Below are 16,808 nucleotides of genomic sequence, written 5' to 3' on the forward strand. Positions count from 1 at the left end.
CACCCAAACTTGCCTGATACAATTACAGAACAGTTACAACCTGATGCCTTTTTCTGCACCTTTTTCCCTTGTTAGGAAAAAAAGCGTCTGCCATTTACTTTTATGCGCCGCTACTGTATGATAGTAGCGCTGGACCCATTCATTGATTTTTAAGAAAATTTAAATTCCATTTTGGGAAAGACCTGCTATGATAAAGATATAAGCATCCGCTGGGGGGACTGACTGTGGCAAACACCAACAAGGGAAATGAGAGATCGGGGGATATGGCCTATTGGGCGATTGCCGCCGTACTGCTGTTCACTGGAGTCGCCGCTCCCGTGGCAATTCTGATGATCGTACTCAAGCTGATGGGCAGGGGAAAGCGCGGCCGGCACCCCTATTACACCCAGCGAGACCAGGCCGCCCCTGTGGGGGCTAGAACGACCACGTTCCAAGAGGAGCCGTCCACATCCAAGGGAAAGGGAAGAAAAAAATCCAAGGCCCAGCAGGACCCGCTGTCTAAACTGGTCAAGGACGGCAAGGGATTGACACAGGTAGGCGGCGCTCTGTCCATCTGCTTTGGAATGATCACTCTAATCAACGGGGTAGAAAATCTGTGGATGCTTCCTGATATTAGCTGGTATCTGTCAGGCATCCTCGTTCCCCTGTGTTTCGCCTGCGGCGGCCTCGGCTGCCTATGGGCCGGCGTACGAAAAAACAAGGAGGCTCGACGCTACCGCAATTACTTGGCTGTCATTGGGACCCGGCAGTCCATCGCCATATCCACCCTGGCTTCCGCTTCCGGGCTGCCTCCCCGCCGGGTCCGGGACGATCTGGCCGATATGCTGGGGGAGGGGATCCTGCCCCAAGGCTTTTTGGATTATGGTGGGGACCGGCTGGTCCTCAGTGCTGATGGGCTGTCCGATTCCCAGCCCAAGGAGGAGGCTCCCTCCCAGCCTCTCCACCAGGAGGAGAACGCCATTCTGACAGAGATACGGGCAGTCAACGAGGCCGTGGACAACGAGAAGCTGTCTGCCCAGATCGACCGGATCGGGGTCATCACCGCCAAAATCCTGGACTATCAGAAATCCCATCCGGAGAGTTCTCCCCAACTCCATAGCTTTTTGAGCTATTACCTGCCCACCACCCTGAAAATCCTCCGGGCCTATGGACAGTTGGAGGACCAGGAGGTATCCGGAGAGAACATCGCTGCCGCCATGGAACGCATAGAGGGTATGATGGATAAGGTGGTGGATGGCTTTGAAAAGCAGCTGGATCTCCTCTTCCAGGGGGACGCCATGGACATCACCGCCGATGTAGAGGTGCTGGAGCGGATGCTGGCCAAAGACGGACTGTCCGGCCAGGAGGGTATGACACTAGGACTGTAAAAAGATTCCGGTACCGCTGGTACCGGAATCTTTTTACTTACCCATGGTGATGACGGCCGCTGACGTGGTGTTCGCCCCGGCCGGGCGTCTGACAGCCTATCCAGTTGTCACAGACACCATCCCCATCCTCATCTGTGAAGTTCATATCCCGCCGGCCAGCACAGCGACCGTATAGGCCGTCGCCGTCCCCATCACAGTGGATCCAGGGGGCGGATATTTCCGTCCGGCCTTGATGGTGGGCAAACACAGTGCCCCCCACAGTCAGTGTCAGAGCACAGGCCAGCCCGGCCGCAATCAGTTTTTTCATGGTCGTCATTCCTCCTTTCGATAAGTCACATACCGGAACTTGACTCCATCTTCCTCCTGGGATTCGCTCTCCTCTGATATCCTCCACTCCGGACGGCTATCCAGGTCGGGGAACCAGCAGTCAGCCGCCGGGAAGGCAGCTTCTATTTTCGTCACATAGGCGGTGGAACATTGGTCCAGGAGGGCCCGGTACACCGAAGCGCCGCCGATTACAAAGCTATCCTCCGGCGCCGCGGCCAGCAGGGCGTCCATGTCGAGATACACCTCCGCCCCCTCCGGGGCGAAGCCGGGGCTGCGGGACAGAATCAGGTTCCTGCGTCCCTTTAGGGGGCGGCCGCCGGGAAAGGTGTCCAGGGTCTTTCGGCCCAAGATTACCGGGTGCCCAGTGGTCAACGTTTTGAACCGCTTGAGGTCCTGGGAGATGTAGATCAGCTGATCCCCTCCCCGCCCAATGGCCCAGTTCTGGTCCACCGCCACGATCAGTTCCATAGCAGATCCCCCTCTATACGGCTACCGGGATCTTTTGATCCAGGGCATGGGCCTGATATCCCTCCAGCCTCACACTGGAGGGGGTAAAGCTGTAAAAGTCTGTGACGGAGGGCTCCAGGATAAACCGGGGGGCCTCATAGGGCTCCCGCTCCAGCAGCTCCTCCACTACGGGCACATGACGGTCATAGATGTGGGCGTCCGCGATGACGTGGATCAGTTCCCCCGCCTCCAGCCCGGATACCTGGGCCAGCATGTGCAGGAGAACGGCATACTGCATCACGTTCCAGCCGTTGGCGGTGAGCATATCCTGGCTGCGCTGATTCAAGATCCCATTGAGGGTGCGGCCCGACACATTGAAGGTCATAGAGTAAGCGCAGGGGTAGAGGGCCATCTCGGAAAGGTCGTGGTGGTTATACAGGTTGGTCATGATGCGGCGGGAGGCTGGATCGTGCTTTAGGTCCCACAGCACCTTGTCCACCTGGTCCATATCCCCCTGGGGGTAGTGGTGCTTCACCCCCAGCTGATAGCCGTATGCCTTGCCGATTGAGCCGTTTTCGTCTGCCCATGCGTCCCACACATGGCTGTTCAGCTCATGGATGTTGTTGGATTTCTTCTGCCAGATCCACAGCAACTCATCCACCGCTGACTTCAGGAACTGCTTCCGGACCGTCAGAATGGGAAATTCCTTCCGTAAGTCGTAACGGTTGACCACGCCGAACAGCTTGACGGTGTGGGCGGGCGTGCCGTCCTGCCATCGGGGGCGCACCTCCCGGTCCGTATCCCACACCCCATGGGATAGGATCTCCCTGCAATTCTGGATGAATATCTGGTCTGCGTAGCTCATGGGCCTTGTCCCCCTTCAAGATTCACATTCAGGCATATGATATCATAGGAGGAAGCAAAAAGCAATCGGGGCCGCCCGCTGGCGTCCCCGATCCACTGTCCGTCCTCAGGCCCCTTTGTATTTCTTCCGGGTGGCTATCCCCCCCCGAATGTGCCGCTCGGCCTTGTTCTCCTCCAGGACTCCCTTGACCTGGAGGTAGAGTGTCCTGTTGAATACAGGCAGCCGCTCGGCCAGGTCCTTATGTACGGTGCTCTTGCTGATTCCAAACTTCTGTGCGGCGGTACGGACCGTAGCCCGGTTCTCTATGATGTAAAGAGCTAGGCGCTGGGCCCGCTCCTCCATGTTTCCTTTCAAAAACAACACTCCCCGCCTCTTGTTGGTCCATCCTATGCGGTGGTGGGCGGGGATATGCGGGAAAGGGGGCTGGAGGACGCCGTTTTCCCCGGAAAGGAGCCTGAAACCTTTGTCCGATCTGTTCGACTACCTGGCCTGGCGGGGAGATATCCCCATGAGCCAGGCCCCCTTCAACCCGGTGGACGGCCTGATTCTGTCCATCCTGTCCTATGTCCACTTCGACAACCTGGTCCCTCCAGACCTGCGCGGTCCTATCTCTCTTGGAAAGGCGGCGGAAACCTATCTGGCCCTGCCAGAGGGGCGGCGAGGCCGTGTCCGATGCCCTTCGGACCGAAAGCTACTGGCCGCTCTGGCCCGATGCCGCCGCTTTTCTCCCCTGGGATTGGCCTTCGCTCAGGACCGCTTTGTTCCGGAGGAGGAGATGCAGTTCGCCGCCATCGCCGTTCTGTTGGAGGATGGCTCCGCCTTTCTTTCCTTCCGGGGCACCGACGCCACCCTAGTGGGCTGGAAGGAGGACTTCAGCATGAGCTTCCTGGACGCTGTCCCCGCCCAACAGGCGGCCCTGGACTATGTGGAGCGGTTTGCCTCTCTCTTTCCTGGCTCCCTCCGGCTGGGCGGCCACTCCAAGGGAGGCAATCTGGCTGTCTTTGCCGGCACCCTGGCCCGGATCAAAGTGCGGGACCGGATCCTGGCCATCTACAACAACGACGGCCCCGGCTTCACCCGGCTGGTGCTGGACAGTCCGGGCTACCAGGAGCTGCTGACCCGGCTGCACACCTTCATTCCCCAGTCCTCAGTGGTGGGACTGCTGTTGGAACACGACGAGCCCCATACCGTGGTGCGGAGCCGCCAAATCGGCCTGCTCCAGCACGACCCTTACTCCTGGGAGGTGGAGGGGGGCTCCTTCGTCCAGGCGGAAGAGATCACTCCCGGCAGCCGGATGGCCGACCAGGCTATTAAGGGCTGGCTGGCCGGTCTGTCCCCCCAGGAGCGGAGTCAGTTCGTGGACTCCCTCTTTCAGCTGCTGTCCGCCGGAGAGGCCAGCACCACCGCCGACCTGCTTCAGCCCAGGAGCCTCCAGGCCGCCCTGCGCTCTCTGGCGGACGACCGGGACGGGACCCGCCGGACGCTGGCCGAGGGGTTGATTCAGCTGGCCCGGTCGGCCGCTTCAGTATGGAGGGAAAACGTGCCCTGAACGCAAAAGAGCCGCCCATGTTTCCATGGGCGGCTCTGCTGCTGTTTTCCAGTTTTTCAGCGGTTGACCACGTTGATGGGGGCGCCGGCCAGATAGGCCTTGACGTTCTCCACCGCGGTATCCATGATGCGCTGGCGGCTCTCCTTGGGGGCCCAGGAGATGTGGGGGGTGATGATGCAGTTCTTGGCCTTCAGGAGAGGGTTGTCGGCACGGATGGGCTCGGTGTACACCACGTCCAGGCCGGCGGCTCCCATCTTGCCGGAGTTCAGGGCGTCGGCCACATCCTGCTCGTGGATGAGCTGGCCACGGGCATTGTTGATCAGAATGACGCCGTCCTTCATCTTGGCGATGGAGTCCTTGTTGATCATGCCGGTGTTCTCGGACGTCAGGTTGCAGTGCAGGGAAATGACATCGGCCCTGGCATACAGGGTATCCAGGTCCACATACTCGGCGACGGCCCGGCCGGAGTCGTTGGGATACAGGTCATAAGCCACCACGTTCATACCAAGGGCCTTGGCGATCCGGCCCTCAGCCTGGCCGATGCGGCCAAAGCCGATGATACCGATGGTCTTGCCCTCCAGTTCGATCAGGGGATAGTCCCAGTAGCACCAGTCTACACAGTTGGCCCAGTTGCCGGCATGGACGGAGGCGTCATGGTGGCCGATGTGGTGGCAGATCTCCAGCAGCAGGGCGATGGAGAACTGGCTGACAGAGGCGGTACCGTAGGTGGGCACGTTGGTGACGGGAATGCCCTTTTCCTTGGCATAAACATAGTCCACCACATTGTAGCCGGTGGCCAGCATACTGATCATCTTCATGTTGGGGCAGGCGTCGATAACCTTTTTGGTAATGGGAGTCTTATTGGTAAAGACCACCTCGGCGTCGCCGATGCGGGCGATAGCCTCGTCCTCGTCGGTGAGGCTGGTACGGTCATAAACAGTGAGCTCGCCCAGCTTTCCCAGCTCGTCCCAGCTCAGATCGCCGGGGTTTTCCGTATAGCCGTCCAGGATCACAATCTTCATGAAAATTTTCCTCCTTATGGCCCAAGGCCGTTTATTTTTTTATTGTATCACATCCCCAAATTCAATGCAAATTCTTTTCCTTTGACATTTTCCGTTGAAGCACTATAATAAATCCAGTCGCGCGGGGCCACATCGGCCCCGGCTGGGAGGGATCGTCTTTGGCGGGGATCGGTACTGTGGTCAATGTTCTGGCCATTCTGGCGGGAGGGTGTGCCGGCCTGGTCCTGAAGGGAGGACTCAAGGCCCGCTATCAGCAGGCTGTGATCCAGGCCATGGGCCTGTGCATCATTTTCATCGGTGGAGCTGGCACCCTGAACGGGATGCTGTCGGTCCGGGACGGGGTACTCACTGGGCTGGACACCAGGGGCACTCTGGGCATGATACTGGCCCTCGCCGCCGGCTCTCTGCTGGGTGAGTGGCTGGATCTGGATGGCCGGATGGAGCGGCTGGGGGGCTGGCTGAAGGAGAAGGCCTCCCGTGGGGAGGATAGCCAGTTCATCCAGGGCTTCGTCACCGCTTCTCTCACGGTCTGTGTCGGGGCTATGGCCATCGTAGGCTCCATCCAGGACGGCATGACCGGAGACCCCTCCACCCTGTTCACCAAATCCGTCCTCGACCTGATCATCGTCATGATCTTCTCCTCCACCTACGGCAAGGGGGCTGTCTTTTCAGCTTTGCCCGTAGGTGTGCTCCAGGGCACAGTCACTCTGTGCGCCGGACTTCTGGCTCCGGTGTTCAGCCCCGCTGTGGTGAACAATCTGTCCTTTCTGGGCTCTATCCTCATCTTCTGTGTAGGCGTCAATCTTGCCTTCGGCAACAAGTTTAAGGTCGCCAATCTGCTCCCCGCGCTGGTGGTGGGGGCGCTATACACCGCCCTGGTATGAACAGCCGGACCGGCTTTTGCCCGGTCCGGCTGTTTTCCTGGAACTAACAGCAGAAAATTGAATTTCACACTGGGCTATGTTACAATCATCCCAATCAAACGATTATCCATTCCGGGAGGTAACCAATATGAGGACCATTTCTTCCGCCGCCGTCACCGACGCAGTGGCCCGGTTGTGTGTCCGGGCCAACACCCAGCTCCCCCCCGACATCGTGGCCGCCTTGGCCCGGAGCCGCCGTGAGGAACCTTGGCCCCTGGCTCAGGAGACATTGGGCCTGCTGTGGGACAATCTGGAGCTGGCCGGGGAGAAGGAGCTCCCCATCTGTCAGGACACAGGAATGGCCTGTGTGTTTGTGGAGCTGGGCCAAGAGGTCCATATTCAGGGGGACTTTGAGCAGGCCATCCACACAGGAGTCCAGCGGGGCTACGGGGAGGGCTATCTCCGCAAATCCATTGTGGCCGACCCCCTGCGGCGGGTAAACACCGGGGACAACACCCCCGCCGCCATCACCCTGCGGCTGGTGCCGGGGAACAGATGCACCATCACCGTGGCTCCCAAGGGCTTCGGCTCGGAGAACATGAGCCGGCTAGCCATGCTCAAGCCCGCCGACGGCGTGGAGGGCGTCCGGCGCTTTGTGGTGGACACCGTAAAGCAGGCCGGCTCCAACCCCTGTCCCCCTGTGGTGTTGGGTGTGGGCATCGGCGGCTCCTTTGACAAAGTGGCCGCCATGGCCAAGCACGCTCTCCTCCGTCCCATTGACCAGCCCAATCCGGACCCCTTCTACGCCGCCCTGGAGGCGGAGCTGCTGGAAGAAATCAACGGCCTGGGCATTGGGCCCCAGGGCTTCGGCGGCCAGACCACCTGCCTGGGGCTGGCCGTAGAGACCGCCCCCACCCATGTGGCGGGGCTGCCCGTGGCGGTGAATGTCAGCTGTCACGTCACCCGCCGGGCCTCGACTGAACTGTGAGCGCTCATCGGGAGGTGCCCGCCATGGAGGAAAAAATGATTGCCATAGACGGCCGGAGCCTCCAGGTATCCTGCACGGGCGTCCGGCCGGTCACCCTTCTCATTCTGTCCGGTTCCAACATTCTGTTCCCCGGACTGGAGTATGCCCCTCTGGCGGACGCTCTGAGCCCATGGTACTCGGTCCTCATCCCCTCCAAATTCGGCTATGGACACAGCGGCCTGACAGATGCCCCCAGAGATGTAGACACTGTGGTAGAGGAATACCGCGGCGTGCTGGCCGCCCTGGAGCGCCCTCTTCCAGTGGTGCTGGCCGCCCACAGCATGGGCTTTCTGGAGGCCCTTCACTGGGCCCGCAAATATCCGGAGGAGGTCTCCGCTCTGGTTGGGCTGGACCCCGCTGTACCGCAGGTCTATCAGCACATGGAGCTGGATGCTGTCCATCGCCGGCTGGAGGACCTCCATCGCTCCAGCTGGAAGCGCAGGCTGCTCTTCCGCCTTACCTCCCGCGCCCTGCTGAAGCGCTTCCCCGCCTCGGAACGGAGGGAACTGGCCCCTGCCGCCCGCCGGAACTTCGTCAGTGTCGTATGGGTCAATGAGGCAAGGGACCTGCCCCGCTCCATCCGGCAGGTACAGCAGGAGGGGCCGCCCGCCTCTGTCCCCGCGCTGTTCCTGGTTTCCAACGGCAAGGGCACCCCTCTTCCCCAGGAGGAATGGCGGATGTGCGCAAGAACGTATCTCTCCGCTTTTTCCGTCTCCTCTCTCCATCTGTTAGACCTTCCCCACGATCTGTACCGCTTCCGCCCACAAGAGCTCGCGGATACGATCCACCGCTTTCTGTCGGACCACCTGTAACCCTGTATACCCATCCAATCAGTTAAGGAGGCTGTTTTCATGCAGTATCGTCTGACCACCCCGGTGTCAAAGGATGACTTAGCCCCCCTCCGGGCGGGAGACACCGTTCTGCTGTCCGGGCCGGTCTACACCGCCCGGGACGCCGCCCATCAGCGCATGATGGAGCTGCTTGACCGGGGGGAGCCCCTGCCCTTCCCTGTGGAGGGCTCCGCCCTGTACTATGTGGGCCCCACCCCAGAGCGCCCCGGACAGGTCATCGGCTCCGCCGGCCCTACCACCAGCGGCCGGATGGACGCCTACTCCCCCCGCCTGCTGGACCTGGGCCAAGCCGTCATGATCGGCAAGGGCAAACGCAGCCAAACAGTCAAGGACGCCGTGGTCCGGAATGGGGCCGTCTACCTGGCCGCCCTGGGGGGCGCGGGGGCCTTGATGGCATCCAGCGTGAAGGCGCTGGAGGTCCTCTGCTGGGAGGATCTGGGCTGTGAGGCCGTGCGCCGCCTGGAGGTGGAGGACTTCCCCCTTACCGTTATCCTGGACGCCCACGGCGGGGATCTGTATGAGAGCGGCCCGGCGGCCTATCTGGCCAGCCGATAAAGGATGACAGCGCAGCGGAAGGCGGCCCTGCCGCTATCACAGAGCAGCCTGCCCACCTCCAGAAGCTGAGTCGGAGGGTGGGTGGGATCTTCCGTCCGGAGCTGTACGCTCCAGGGAAGGATCGACTCCCTGGCCCCGGTTCTGGAACCCAGAGCCGGGGTTGACTTTTCCTCTCCCCTGTCATACAATCATTCTGTATCAAATAAGACAGTTTGGAGGTGCCTGTTCTGCCGCTGAACCAAGAAGATTGGGAGATTCTGGAGGGCTGCCCGCTCCTTCGGCACTGCTCCCCCGCCCTGTTGGACCAAATCACACAGGAGGGCCGGCTGGAGTTCTTTCCCACCGGGGCCACGGTGTATAGTCCAAGCCATTTTTGCCGCTGCCTGGGCATTCTGCTAGCCGGCAGGCTTCAGGTCACCAAGGGGACTTTGACCGTCAGCTATCTGGAGCCTGGGGATCTGTTTGGAGCCGCCGCCCTGTACACCGAGGCTCCGGAATTTGTTACCACCATTACCGCTCGGCGGAGCAGCCGCTGCCTGATGCTGCCTCAGAACAGCATGGACCGCTTACTGGCTCAGGACGGGCCGCTCCGGGAAAACTACCTGCGCTACCTCACCGGCCGAATCCGCTTTCTGTCCGGCAGGCTGCAATCCCTGGTCCAGTCCGGAGCCGAGGGAAAACTGGCTCGGTACCTGCTGGCCAATGTCCGGGAGGGGCAGCTCACCTGTGCCGCCACCGACCTGGCCCGGCGGCTGGGCTTGAGCCGTGCCTCCCTCTATCGGGCTTTCCAGTCCCTGGAGGAGAGCGGCCTCATCTCCCGCCATGGAAAGACCATCTCCATCTCCGACCCGGCCGGTCTGGAAGGGTTCCTGTGAGCTTCTGTCCCCACCGCTCTATCAGAAAGGATGATCCACATGAAACGAAAACTCTCTCTCTTGCTGTGCGCCGCCCTGGTGCTGGCCAGCCTAGCCGGCTGTAAACCAAGCGCCAGTGAGAACGACTCCTCCAGCTCTGCCTCCGGGGACATCTCCTCCGGCGGTTCCTCGTCAGGCGACTCGTCCCAGGAGATTCCCGGCCCGTCTGATATTCCGGAGATCAACTTTATGGTCCTCAGCGGTCCTACCGGCGTCGGGGCCGCTTATTTGGTGGACAGCTACGCTGCCGGCAGCGCCCCCACAGACGCCCCATTTACTTTGAACACTACTGTTGTGGCGGACAACAATCAGGTCACCGATGCCCTGGTCAATGGCTCCGCCGATGTGGCCGCCATCGCTACCAACGTGGCTGCCAATCTGTACACCAAAAGCGATGGGGCCATTCAGGTGTTGGCGGTCAACACTCTGGGGGTGCTCTATATTCTGGAGAAAGGGGACAGCGTCCACTCTATGGCTGACCTGCGGGGCAAGACAATTTACGCCACTGGCCAGGGAGCAAACCCGGAGTATGTATTGGACCATCTCCTCACGGCAAACGGGGTGGACCCCTCTACCTTAGACATCCAGTGGATGACCGCCCAGGAGGTTTCGGCTAAAATGGTCTCCTCGGAACAGGCCATCTGTATGCTCCCTGTCCCCGCCGCCACCGCTCTGATGGTACAGGACACCGGCGTTCGTCAGGCCCTGTCCCTGTCTGACGAGTGGGAGAAACTGGATCAAGGGGTCCTGCCCATGGGCTGCGTGGTAGCCCGAACCGAATTCATCCAGGAAAATCCCATGCTGATCGACGCTCTGCTAGACCTGTACGGCGACTCCATCACCTTCATGACGGAGGAGGGCAACGCTGCTGACGGAGCCGCCCTAGTGGCGAAATACGGCATCGCCCCCAATGAACAGGTGGCCCAGGCAGCCATTCCCCAGTGCAATCTGACCTTCTTAACGGGCCAAGAGATGCGCGCCGCTCTGGAGGGCTACTACGCCGTCCTATTCCGTACCGACCCCGCTTCCATCGGCGGTGGGATGCCCTACGACGCCTTCTACTATGGCGGGGAGTAAAGGGCGGCCCAATTTCATCCGCGCCTTGCTGCCCCCGGCCTTCTGGCTGGGGGCTTGGCAGCTTGCCGCCTGGTTGGTGGAGCTTCATGTGGAGGGCCGGGGGAACGAACTGCTCCTTCCCTACCCCCTCACCGTGTTGGCCGCCCTGGCCGCTCTGGTAGGACAGGTTTCCTTCTGGGCCTCCGTGGGGGCCACCTTTCTCCGGGTGGCAGCGGGCCTGTTCGCCGGAGTGGTGTTGGGCGGACTGCTGGCCGGTCTTACCTGCGCCAGCTCCTGGTCTGCCCGGCTCCTGTGCCCGCCCATCCGAATCATCCGGGCTACCCCAGTGGTCTCCTTTATCCTGCTGGTCCTGCTATGGACGCAGCGGGACCAGGTACCTGCCATCATCTCCGCCCTTATGGTTCTGCCGGTTACGTGGGAGAACCTGGTCCACGGCATCGAGGCCACTGACGCCCAGCTTCTGGAACTGGCCCGCGCCTACCGCTTCTCGCGGAGCAAGGCCATACGGCTGATCTATCTCCCCTCTCTCCGGCCATACTTTCTCTCCGCCCTCATCACCTCTGTGGGTCTAGCCTGGAAATCCGGTGTGGCCGCCGAGGTGCTATGTACCCCCTCTTTGGCCATGGGCACTCAGATTTACAGTTCTAAGCTCTCTCTGGAAATCCCGGATCTCTTTGCCTGGACCGCTGTGGTGGTGGCCCTCAGCCTGGCGCTGGAGCGTGGACTCCGGCTGATGCTGGAGCAGAAGGGGGGGACTCAGCTGTGATCTCCTGTCGATCACTCAGCGTCTCCTTTGGAGAGAAAAAGGTGCTGGACCGCTTTTCCCTCTCCCTCCCCGACGCCGGCATCACCGCCCTGCGGGGTCCCTCCGGCTGCGGCAAGACCACCCTGCTGCGGGTGTTGGCCGGTCTGGAGCGGCCCCAGAGCGGCACGGTCTCCGGCATCAGTCCCAGGGAGATCGCTATCCTGTTTCAAGAAAACCGCCTTCTCCCCTGGCGGTCGGTGGGACAGCACCTCACTGACGTACTGCCCAAGGATCGCTGGAAGGACGTGTCCCGACTGCTGGAGTTGGTGGAGCTGGGCGGCGAAGCATCCGTCTATCCCCCCGCTCTGTCCGGCGGCATGGGCAGACGGCTGGCTCTGGCCCGGTGCCTGTCCCTCCCCGCCCGGCTCTATCTGCTGGATGAGCCCTTTGCCGGGGTGGACCGGGAGCGGGCCGGTCGTATCATGGACAGGATGAGGACATTGGGCCTGCCTATCCTGCTGTCCAGTCACGAGGAGGATATCCTGTCCATGGCGGACCGGGTTATCCCTCTGGATGGCCCTCCCCTGTGCGTCCTCTAAATGAAACGGGAGCCCCGGCTGTACCGCCGGGGCTCCCGTTCTCTATTTTATTCCGCACCGTCCCACAGCACTGCCGCCCCCGCTCTCAGTGAAGCGGGCACGTCAATCAACCGCTGGTTGGACGATCCCCGGAACCGGAGGGACAAATCCTTCTTTTCCAGGACAAAGGGCCCGTCCACCAGTACATCCAGTTCCTTTAACAGCTCCTGGCTGTATTCTCCCACCTGGCTGTCCCGAAGGCTTTCAAACAGATAGCCGGAGTAGCACCAGATGTCCTTTTCTGGAAACCGGGCTCGGATCGCCCGGACCAGTTCCAGCACCGCCCGCTGGTTCTGAGGCTCGAAGGGCTCGCCCCCCAGCAGGGACAAACCACGAATGTAGGGTTTGGACAGGCAATCCAGTATCTTCTGTATCTGCTCCCCGCCAAAGGGCTGACCGTACGCGAAGTCCCAGGTCTCCGGGTTAAAACACTCTTTGCAGTGGTGCGTACAGCCAGACACGAAGATGGAAGTCCGTACCCCCGGCCCGTTGGCCACGTCGATGGGCCGGATATCGGCATAGTTCATGGCAAAACCTCCAAACTTTCCGGAATGAGGAATAAGGAGTTAGAAATGGGAACACGGGGGCAACGGACCCATCACAGCCGACCTCCTCAATTTCTAATTCACTTAAAGGTGCAACACTCTGGACTTGATCTCCTTTGTTTTGCCCACGTTCCAGTAGTTCTCTCCCAGATAGCCGCAGGTACGGCGGGTGACGTTCATCTTGGACCGATCCTTGTTGTGGCAGCAGGGGCACTCCCACTGGTTGTCGTCGTTGATGACGATCTCCCCGTCGAAGCCGCACACCTGGCAGTAGTCGCTCTTGGTATTGAACTCGGCGTATTGGATATTGTCATAGATGAAGCGGACAACCTCCTTCATGGCCTCCAGATTGTGGCGCATATTGGGGATCTCCACATAGGAGATGCACCCGCCGGTGGAGATCTTCTGGAACTGGCTCTCAAAGGTGAACTTTTCAAAGGCGTCGATGTGTTCCCGCACGTCCACATGATAACTATTTGTATAATACCCCTTGTCAGTTACGTCAGGTATCGTGCCAAACCGCTCCTTATCAATGCGTGCGAAGCGGTAGCACAGAGATTCGGCAGGTGTGCCATAGAGGGCAAAGCCGATATTCGTCTCCTTCTTCCAGTCGTCACAGGCCCGGCGCAGCCGGTTCATCAGCCTGAGGGCGAACTCTGTGCCGCCCGGCTGGGTGTGGGAGCAGCCCTTCATCAGCTTGGTCACCTCGTACAGCCCGATATAACCCAGAGAGATGGAGGAGTACCCGCCGTACAGCAGTGGCTCAATGGGAGCCCCCTTGGGCAGGCGGGCGATTGCCCCGTACTGCCAATGGATGGGTGAGGAGTCGGACTTCACGTTTTTCAGCGCGTTGTGCCGGCACATAATGGCCTCGAAGCACAGGTCCAGCCGCTCCTCCAGCAGCGTCCAGAACTTCTCCTCATCCCCCCTGGCCAGAATGCCGATCTGGGGCAGGTTGAGGGAGACCACTCCCTGGTTGAAGCGGCCCTCGAACTTATAATTCCCATTCTCATCCTTCCAGGGGGCCAGGAAGGAGCGGCAGCCCATGGGCGAGAACACGTTGCCCTCATAGTTCTCCCGCATCTTCTTGGCGGAGATATAGTCGGGGTACATCCGCTTGGCGGAGCACTTGACGGCCAGTTCCGTGATGTAGTCATATTTGCCCCCTTTGAGGCAGTTGTGCTCGTCCAGCACATACACCAGCTTGGGGAAGGCGGGGGTGATGTAAACCCCCTTCTCGTTCTTGATACCCTCCAGCCGCTGGCGCAGCACCTCCTCCACGATCATAGCGTTCTCTTCCAGATAGGGGTCATCTTCCTGGAGGTTGAGGAACAGAGTGACAAAGGGGGACTGTCCGTTGGTCGTCATCAGGGTATTGATTTGATACTGGATAGTCTGGACACCGGATTTCAGCTCATCCCGCAGACGGTCGGCCACCAGCCGCTCCAGGGTAGCCTCGTCCACCTGTCCGGCACATTCATAGGCGATGTGCTTTTTGAATTTCTCCCGGCTGCGGCGGAGATACTTGCCCAGATGGCTCATATCCACGCTCTGCCCTCCGTACTGGTTGGAGGCCACGCAGGCGATGATCTGGGTGGTGACGGTACAGGCCACCTGGAAGCTCTTGGGGCTCTCGATGAGCTTGCCGTTCATCACAGTGCCGTTGTCCAGCATATCCCCAATGTTGATGAGGCAGCAGTTAAAAATGGGCTGGACAAAGTAGTCTGCATCGTGGAAGTGGATGGTCCCCTCGTCGTGGGCCTTGGAGATATGCTCGGGCAGCAGGATGCGCCGGGTCAGATCCCGGCTCACCTCCCCGGCGATATAGTCCCGCTGGGTGGCTGCGATCATGGTGTTCTTGTTGGAGTTCTCCTCTGCCAGCTCCTGGTTCTCGTTGCGCAGCAGAGAGAGGATAGACTCGTCGGTGGTATTAGCCTTGCGTACCAGGGCTCGGTTATAGCGGTAAATGATGTAGGTCTTGGCCAGGTGGAACTTGTTTTCCGCCACCAGCCCCTGCTCCACCAGGTCCTGGATGTCCTCCACCAGCATCCGCTGGCGCTTGAGTCCCTCGATGTGGTCGATGATGGCGTCGATGCGCGCCCGGTCAAGCTGTTCCTCCGGCGGCACCTCGGCGTTGGCCTTTTCGATGGCGGTAACGATCTTGCTTCGGTCATAATCCACGATGGTCCCATCGCGCTTGATCACTTTCATAGCTGGTCTCCCTCTCCCGTATCTTTATGGTATACTATCTAACCGGCGGCATGGCCGCCAGACACTGTCAGGGGAGAAGTATACCATGTCCTTTTTGTTTTGTCCACTACATCTTGTATGTCACCTCTTATTTTTTACCAACGGATACAACATATATTTTTTGAAGAAACCAGAGAAAACGGGAACTTTCTTTCCTCTTTCTGGCCTTTTTGGTTGATACAAGGGCCAAAGTGTGATATACTTTGTAACGAATTTCGGCAAATCGCCGGATTGACCCTTATTTGTCCCGGCAGGAGGTGTCCCCATATGCAAAATCGAATCGCTGTGGCCATGAGCGGTGGTGTGGACAGCTCCACCGCCGCCTGGCTGCTTCAGCAGGAGGGACACGACCTAGTGGGCGTTATGCTGAAGATGTTTGATGGCGCGCTGGTCAACGGGAGCCGGGAGGATGGCAGACCTCCAGATGGCGTGGAGGACGCCCGGTCCGTGGCTGGGAAGCTGGGTATTCCCTTCTATGTGCTTGATGCCCGCGCCCCTTTCCGCTCCCATGTTCTGGACACCTTTACCTCCGCCTATGAGCGGGGGCTTACCCCTAATCCCTGCGTGGTCTGCAACCGGTATGTCAAATTCGGCTTTTTACTCCAGCAGGCCTTGGAGTCAGGCCGGGATCAGGTGGCCACCGGCCATTACGCCCGGCTGGAGCTGGACCGGGGGAGCGGCCGCTGGCTGCTGAAGAAGGCGGCCCATCCAGAGAAGGACCAGAGCTATGTACTGGCTGGTCTAAACCAGGAGCAGCTCTCCCGCTCCCTGTTTCCCCTGGGCGCTCTGTCCAAGGAGGAGGTCCGCTCCATTGCCGCCCAAGCTGACCTCATCAACGCCAAGAAGGGGGACAGCCAGGACATCTGCTTCATCCCTGACGGGGACTACGGCTCCTTTATCCGCCAGTATACTGGAAAGAGCTATCCCTCCGGCCCCTTTTTAGATGAGGGTGGAGCGGTCCTGGGGGCCCACACCGGCATCATCGACTACACCCTGGGCCAGCGGCGGGGGCTGGGGGTATCCTCCACCCGTGGGCGCCTCTATGTCAAGGAGGTCCGGCCCCAGGATAACTCCGTGGTACTCTCCTGCAATGACAGCCTGTATGGCTCCACCCTCACGGCGGCGGATCTGAACCTCATCGCCTGTGACCACCTTTCTGCTCCTGTCCGCCTGCGGGCCAAGGTCCGCTACCGCATGGCGGAGCAGCCCTGCACTGTGGAGCAGACCGGGCCGGACACCATCCACCTCGCTTTTGACCAGCCTCAACGGGCCATCACTCCCGGCCAAGCCGTGGTCCTGTATGACGGTGACACGGTGGTAGGTGGGGCCACCATTACCCCCTGATTCCTCACAGATACGAAAGGAGCTCCCTGACCCATGAGCCACAAGAAGTATAAAAAGCGCCACTCCCAGTCCACCATCAATGCCAAACGTCAGGCCAATCAGGCCAAGCTGGCCGACGAGAAGGACCGCGCCAGGAAGCGGATGGACCCCACTGCCCGCACCCTGCTCTTTGGCAACCTGGTTTTTCTGTCCATTACCGTGCTGCTCGAGCGGAACGGGCTCATCTCCCCCCTGTTCAGCGGCGCCTGCACAATCATCGGTGTCATCTTGCTGATTCTGGCCCTGTGGTTCCAGTTCGGCGGGAAAGGCCAGGACCGCTGGAATGGCGGCAAATAGGCCCTCTTTTTCCAGGCCCGCAGCCCTCTGGTATATCTGTTGCTTTTTGGAGGAAACTGGTATATGATAGTGGGCACGACTTCTTT

Annotated in this window: 19 protein-coding genes; 12 read left to right on the forward strand and 7 right to left on the reverse strand. The window is 60.2% G+C overall.

All coding sequences use genetic code 11. The annotated features are described in order from the left end of the window. Positions 1 to 224: 224 nt before the first annotated feature. On the forward strand, positions 225 to 1,367 hold the full coding sequence (locus tag WKS99_RS11885) for a 5-bromo-4-chloroindolyl phosphate hydrolysis family protein (protein WP_340406169.1): 1,143 nt from the start codon (positions 225 to 227) through the stop codon (positions 1,365 to 1,367). Positions 1,368 to 1,404: 37 nt separating this feature from the next. Here WKS99_RS11885 and WKS99_RS11890 read toward each other — a convergent pair whose 3' ends face one another. The 4 genes from WKS99_RS11890 to WKS99_RS11905 form a co-directional block, all read right to left on the reverse strand. After that, on the reverse strand, positions 1,405 to 1,674 hold the full coding sequence (locus tag WKS99_RS11890; protein ID WP_340406171.1) for a hypothetical protein: 270 nt from the start codon (positions 1,672 to 1,674) through the stop codon (positions 1,405 to 1,407). Between the two features lie 5 nt (positions 1,675 to 1,679). Continuing rightward, entirely contained in the window at positions 1,680 to 2,162 is a 483-nt protein-coding gene (locus WKS99_RS11895; RefSeq protein ID WP_340406173.1) for a dihydrofolate reductase, read from the reverse strand. Positions 2,163 to 2,175: 13 nt separating this feature from the next. Beyond that, positions 2,176 to 3,006: a thymidylate synthase gene (thyA, locus tag WKS99_RS11900; RefSeq protein WP_340406175.1), complete on the reverse strand. Its 831-nt coding sequence runs from the start codon at positions 3,004 to 3,006 to the stop codon at positions 2,176 to 2,178. Positions 3,007 to 3,111: 105 nt separating this feature from the next. After that, positions 3,112 to 3,360: a sporulation transcriptional regulator SpoIIID gene (locus tag WKS99_RS11905; protein ID WP_147573246.1), complete on the reverse strand. Its 249-nt coding sequence runs from the start codon at positions 3,358 to 3,360 to the stop codon at positions 3,112 to 3,114. A gap of 109 nt (positions 3,361 to 3,469) precedes the next feature. Between WKS99_RS11905 and WKS99_RS11910 the strand changes: the two genes are divergently transcribed. Beyond that, positions 3,470 to 4,555 carry a DUF2974 domain-containing protein gene (locus tag WKS99_RS11910; protein ID WP_340406178.1) on the forward strand — a complete coding sequence of 362 codons (1,086 nt, stop codon included), beginning with the start codon at positions 3,470 to 3,472 and terminating at the stop codon, positions 4,553 to 4,555. Positions 4,556 to 4,611: 56 nt separating this feature from the next. Here the strand turns inward: WKS99_RS11910 and WKS99_RS11915 are convergent, their stop codons facing one another. Next, positions 4,612 to 5,577, reverse strand: a complete 966-nt coding sequence (locus WKS99_RS11915) for a D-2-hydroxyacid dehydrogenase (RefSeq protein WP_340406180.1) — start codon at positions 5,575 to 5,577, stop codon at positions 4,612 to 4,614. A 158-nt stretch (positions 5,578 to 5,735) separates the two neighbouring features. Between WKS99_RS11915 and WKS99_RS11920 the strand changes: the two genes are divergently transcribed. The 8 genes from WKS99_RS11920 to WKS99_RS11955 all read left to right on the forward strand — a co-directional run bounded on the left by WKS99_RS11920 (position 5,736) and on the right by WKS99_RS11955 (position 12,208). After that, positions 5,736 to 6,461 carry a DUF554 domain-containing protein gene (locus WKS99_RS11920; RefSeq protein ID WP_186851848.1) on the forward strand — a complete coding sequence of 242 codons (726 nt, stop codon included), beginning with the start codon at positions 5,736 to 5,738 and terminating at the stop codon, positions 6,459 to 6,461. A 127-nt stretch (positions 6,462 to 6,588) separates the two neighbouring features. Then, positions 6,589 to 7,428 carry a fumarate hydratase gene (locus tag WKS99_RS11925; RefSeq protein WP_240288409.1) on the forward strand — a complete coding sequence of 280 codons (840 nt, stop codon included), beginning with the start codon at positions 6,589 to 6,591 and terminating at the stop codon, positions 7,426 to 7,428. 23 nt (positions 7,429 to 7,451) lie between these two features. Continuing rightward, positions 7,452 to 8,279, forward strand: coding sequence for an alpha/beta fold hydrolase (locus WKS99_RS11930; protein WP_240288411.1), 828 nt, complete (start codon positions 7,452 to 7,454; stop codon positions 8,277 to 8,279). Between the two features lie 39 nt (positions 8,280 to 8,318). Then, positions 8,319 to 8,873 carry a Fe-S-containing hydro-lyase gene (locus WKS99_RS11935; protein ID WP_147573238.1) on the forward strand — a complete coding sequence of 185 codons (555 nt, stop codon included), beginning with the start codon at positions 8,319 to 8,321 and terminating at the stop codon, positions 8,871 to 8,873. 218 nt (positions 8,874 to 9,091) lie between these two features. After that, entirely contained in the window at positions 9,092 to 9,748 is a 657-nt protein-coding gene (locus tag WKS99_RS11940) for a Crp/Fnr family transcriptional regulator (protein ID WP_340406184.1), read from the forward strand. Between the two features lie 39 nt (positions 9,749 to 9,787). Further along, entirely contained in the window at positions 9,788 to 10,864 is a 1,077-nt protein-coding gene (locus WKS99_RS11945; RefSeq protein ID WP_340406186.1) for an ABC transporter substrate-binding protein, read from the forward strand. Beyond that, the gene (locus tag WKS99_RS11950) at positions 10,851 to 11,630 is read left to right on the forward strand and encodes an ABC transporter permease (protein WP_262670171.1); all 780 of its coding nucleotides are present in this window, start codon (positions 10,851 to 10,853) and stop codon (positions 11,628 to 11,630) included. Before WKS99_RS11945 ends, WKS99_RS11950 begins: the two co-directional genes overlap by 14 nt. Continuing rightward, positions 11,627 to 12,208 carry an ATP-binding cassette domain-containing protein gene (locus tag WKS99_RS11955; RefSeq protein ID WP_340406189.1) on the forward strand — a complete coding sequence of 194 codons (582 nt, stop codon included), beginning with the start codon at positions 11,627 to 11,629 and terminating at the stop codon, positions 12,206 to 12,208. The genes WKS99_RS11950 and WKS99_RS11955 overlap by 4 nt, the downstream gene beginning before the upstream one ends. Before the next feature lie 47 nt (positions 12,209 to 12,255). On the opposite strand, the gene nrdG is transcribed toward WKS99_RS11955, so the two are convergent. Both nrdG and nrdD read right to left on the reverse strand, forming a co-directional pair. Next, positions 12,256 to 12,774 carry an anaerobic ribonucleoside-triphosphate reductase activating protein gene (nrdG, locus tag WKS99_RS11960; RefSeq protein WP_340406191.1) on the reverse strand — a complete coding sequence of 173 codons (519 nt, stop codon included), beginning with the start codon at positions 12,772 to 12,774 and terminating at the stop codon, positions 12,256 to 12,258. A 102-nt stretch (positions 12,775 to 12,876) separates the two neighbouring features. Beyond that, a complete protein-coding gene (gene nrdD, locus WKS99_RS11965; protein WP_147573229.1) occupies positions 12,877 to 15,003 on the reverse strand; it encodes an anaerobic ribonucleoside-triphosphate reductase in 2,127 nt (708 codons plus the stop codon). Between the two features lie 306 nt (positions 15,004 to 15,309). Between nrdD and mnmA the strand changes: the two genes are divergently transcribed. Further along, the gene (mnmA, locus tag WKS99_RS11970) at positions 15,310 to 16,386 is read left to right on the forward strand and encodes a tRNA 2-thiouridine(34) synthase MnmA (protein WP_340406195.1); all 1,077 of its coding nucleotides are present in this window, start codon (positions 15,310 to 15,312) and stop codon (positions 16,384 to 16,386) included. A 33-nt stretch (positions 16,387 to 16,419) separates the two neighbouring features. Beyond that, positions 16,420 to 16,722 (forward strand): hypothetical protein, encoded by a 303-nt coding sequence (locus WKS99_RS11975; RefSeq protein WP_147573227.1) that lies wholly within the window; start codon positions 16,420 to 16,422, stop codon positions 16,720 to 16,722. Positions 16,723 to 16,808: the final 86 nt, after the last annotated feature.

The sequence above is a fragment of the Flintibacter sp. HCN-6482 genome (genome assembly GCF_037892565.1).
Classification (GTDB): domain Bacteria; phylum Bacillota; class Clostridia; order Oscillospirales; family Oscillospiraceae; genus Lawsonibacter; species Lawsonibacter aceti.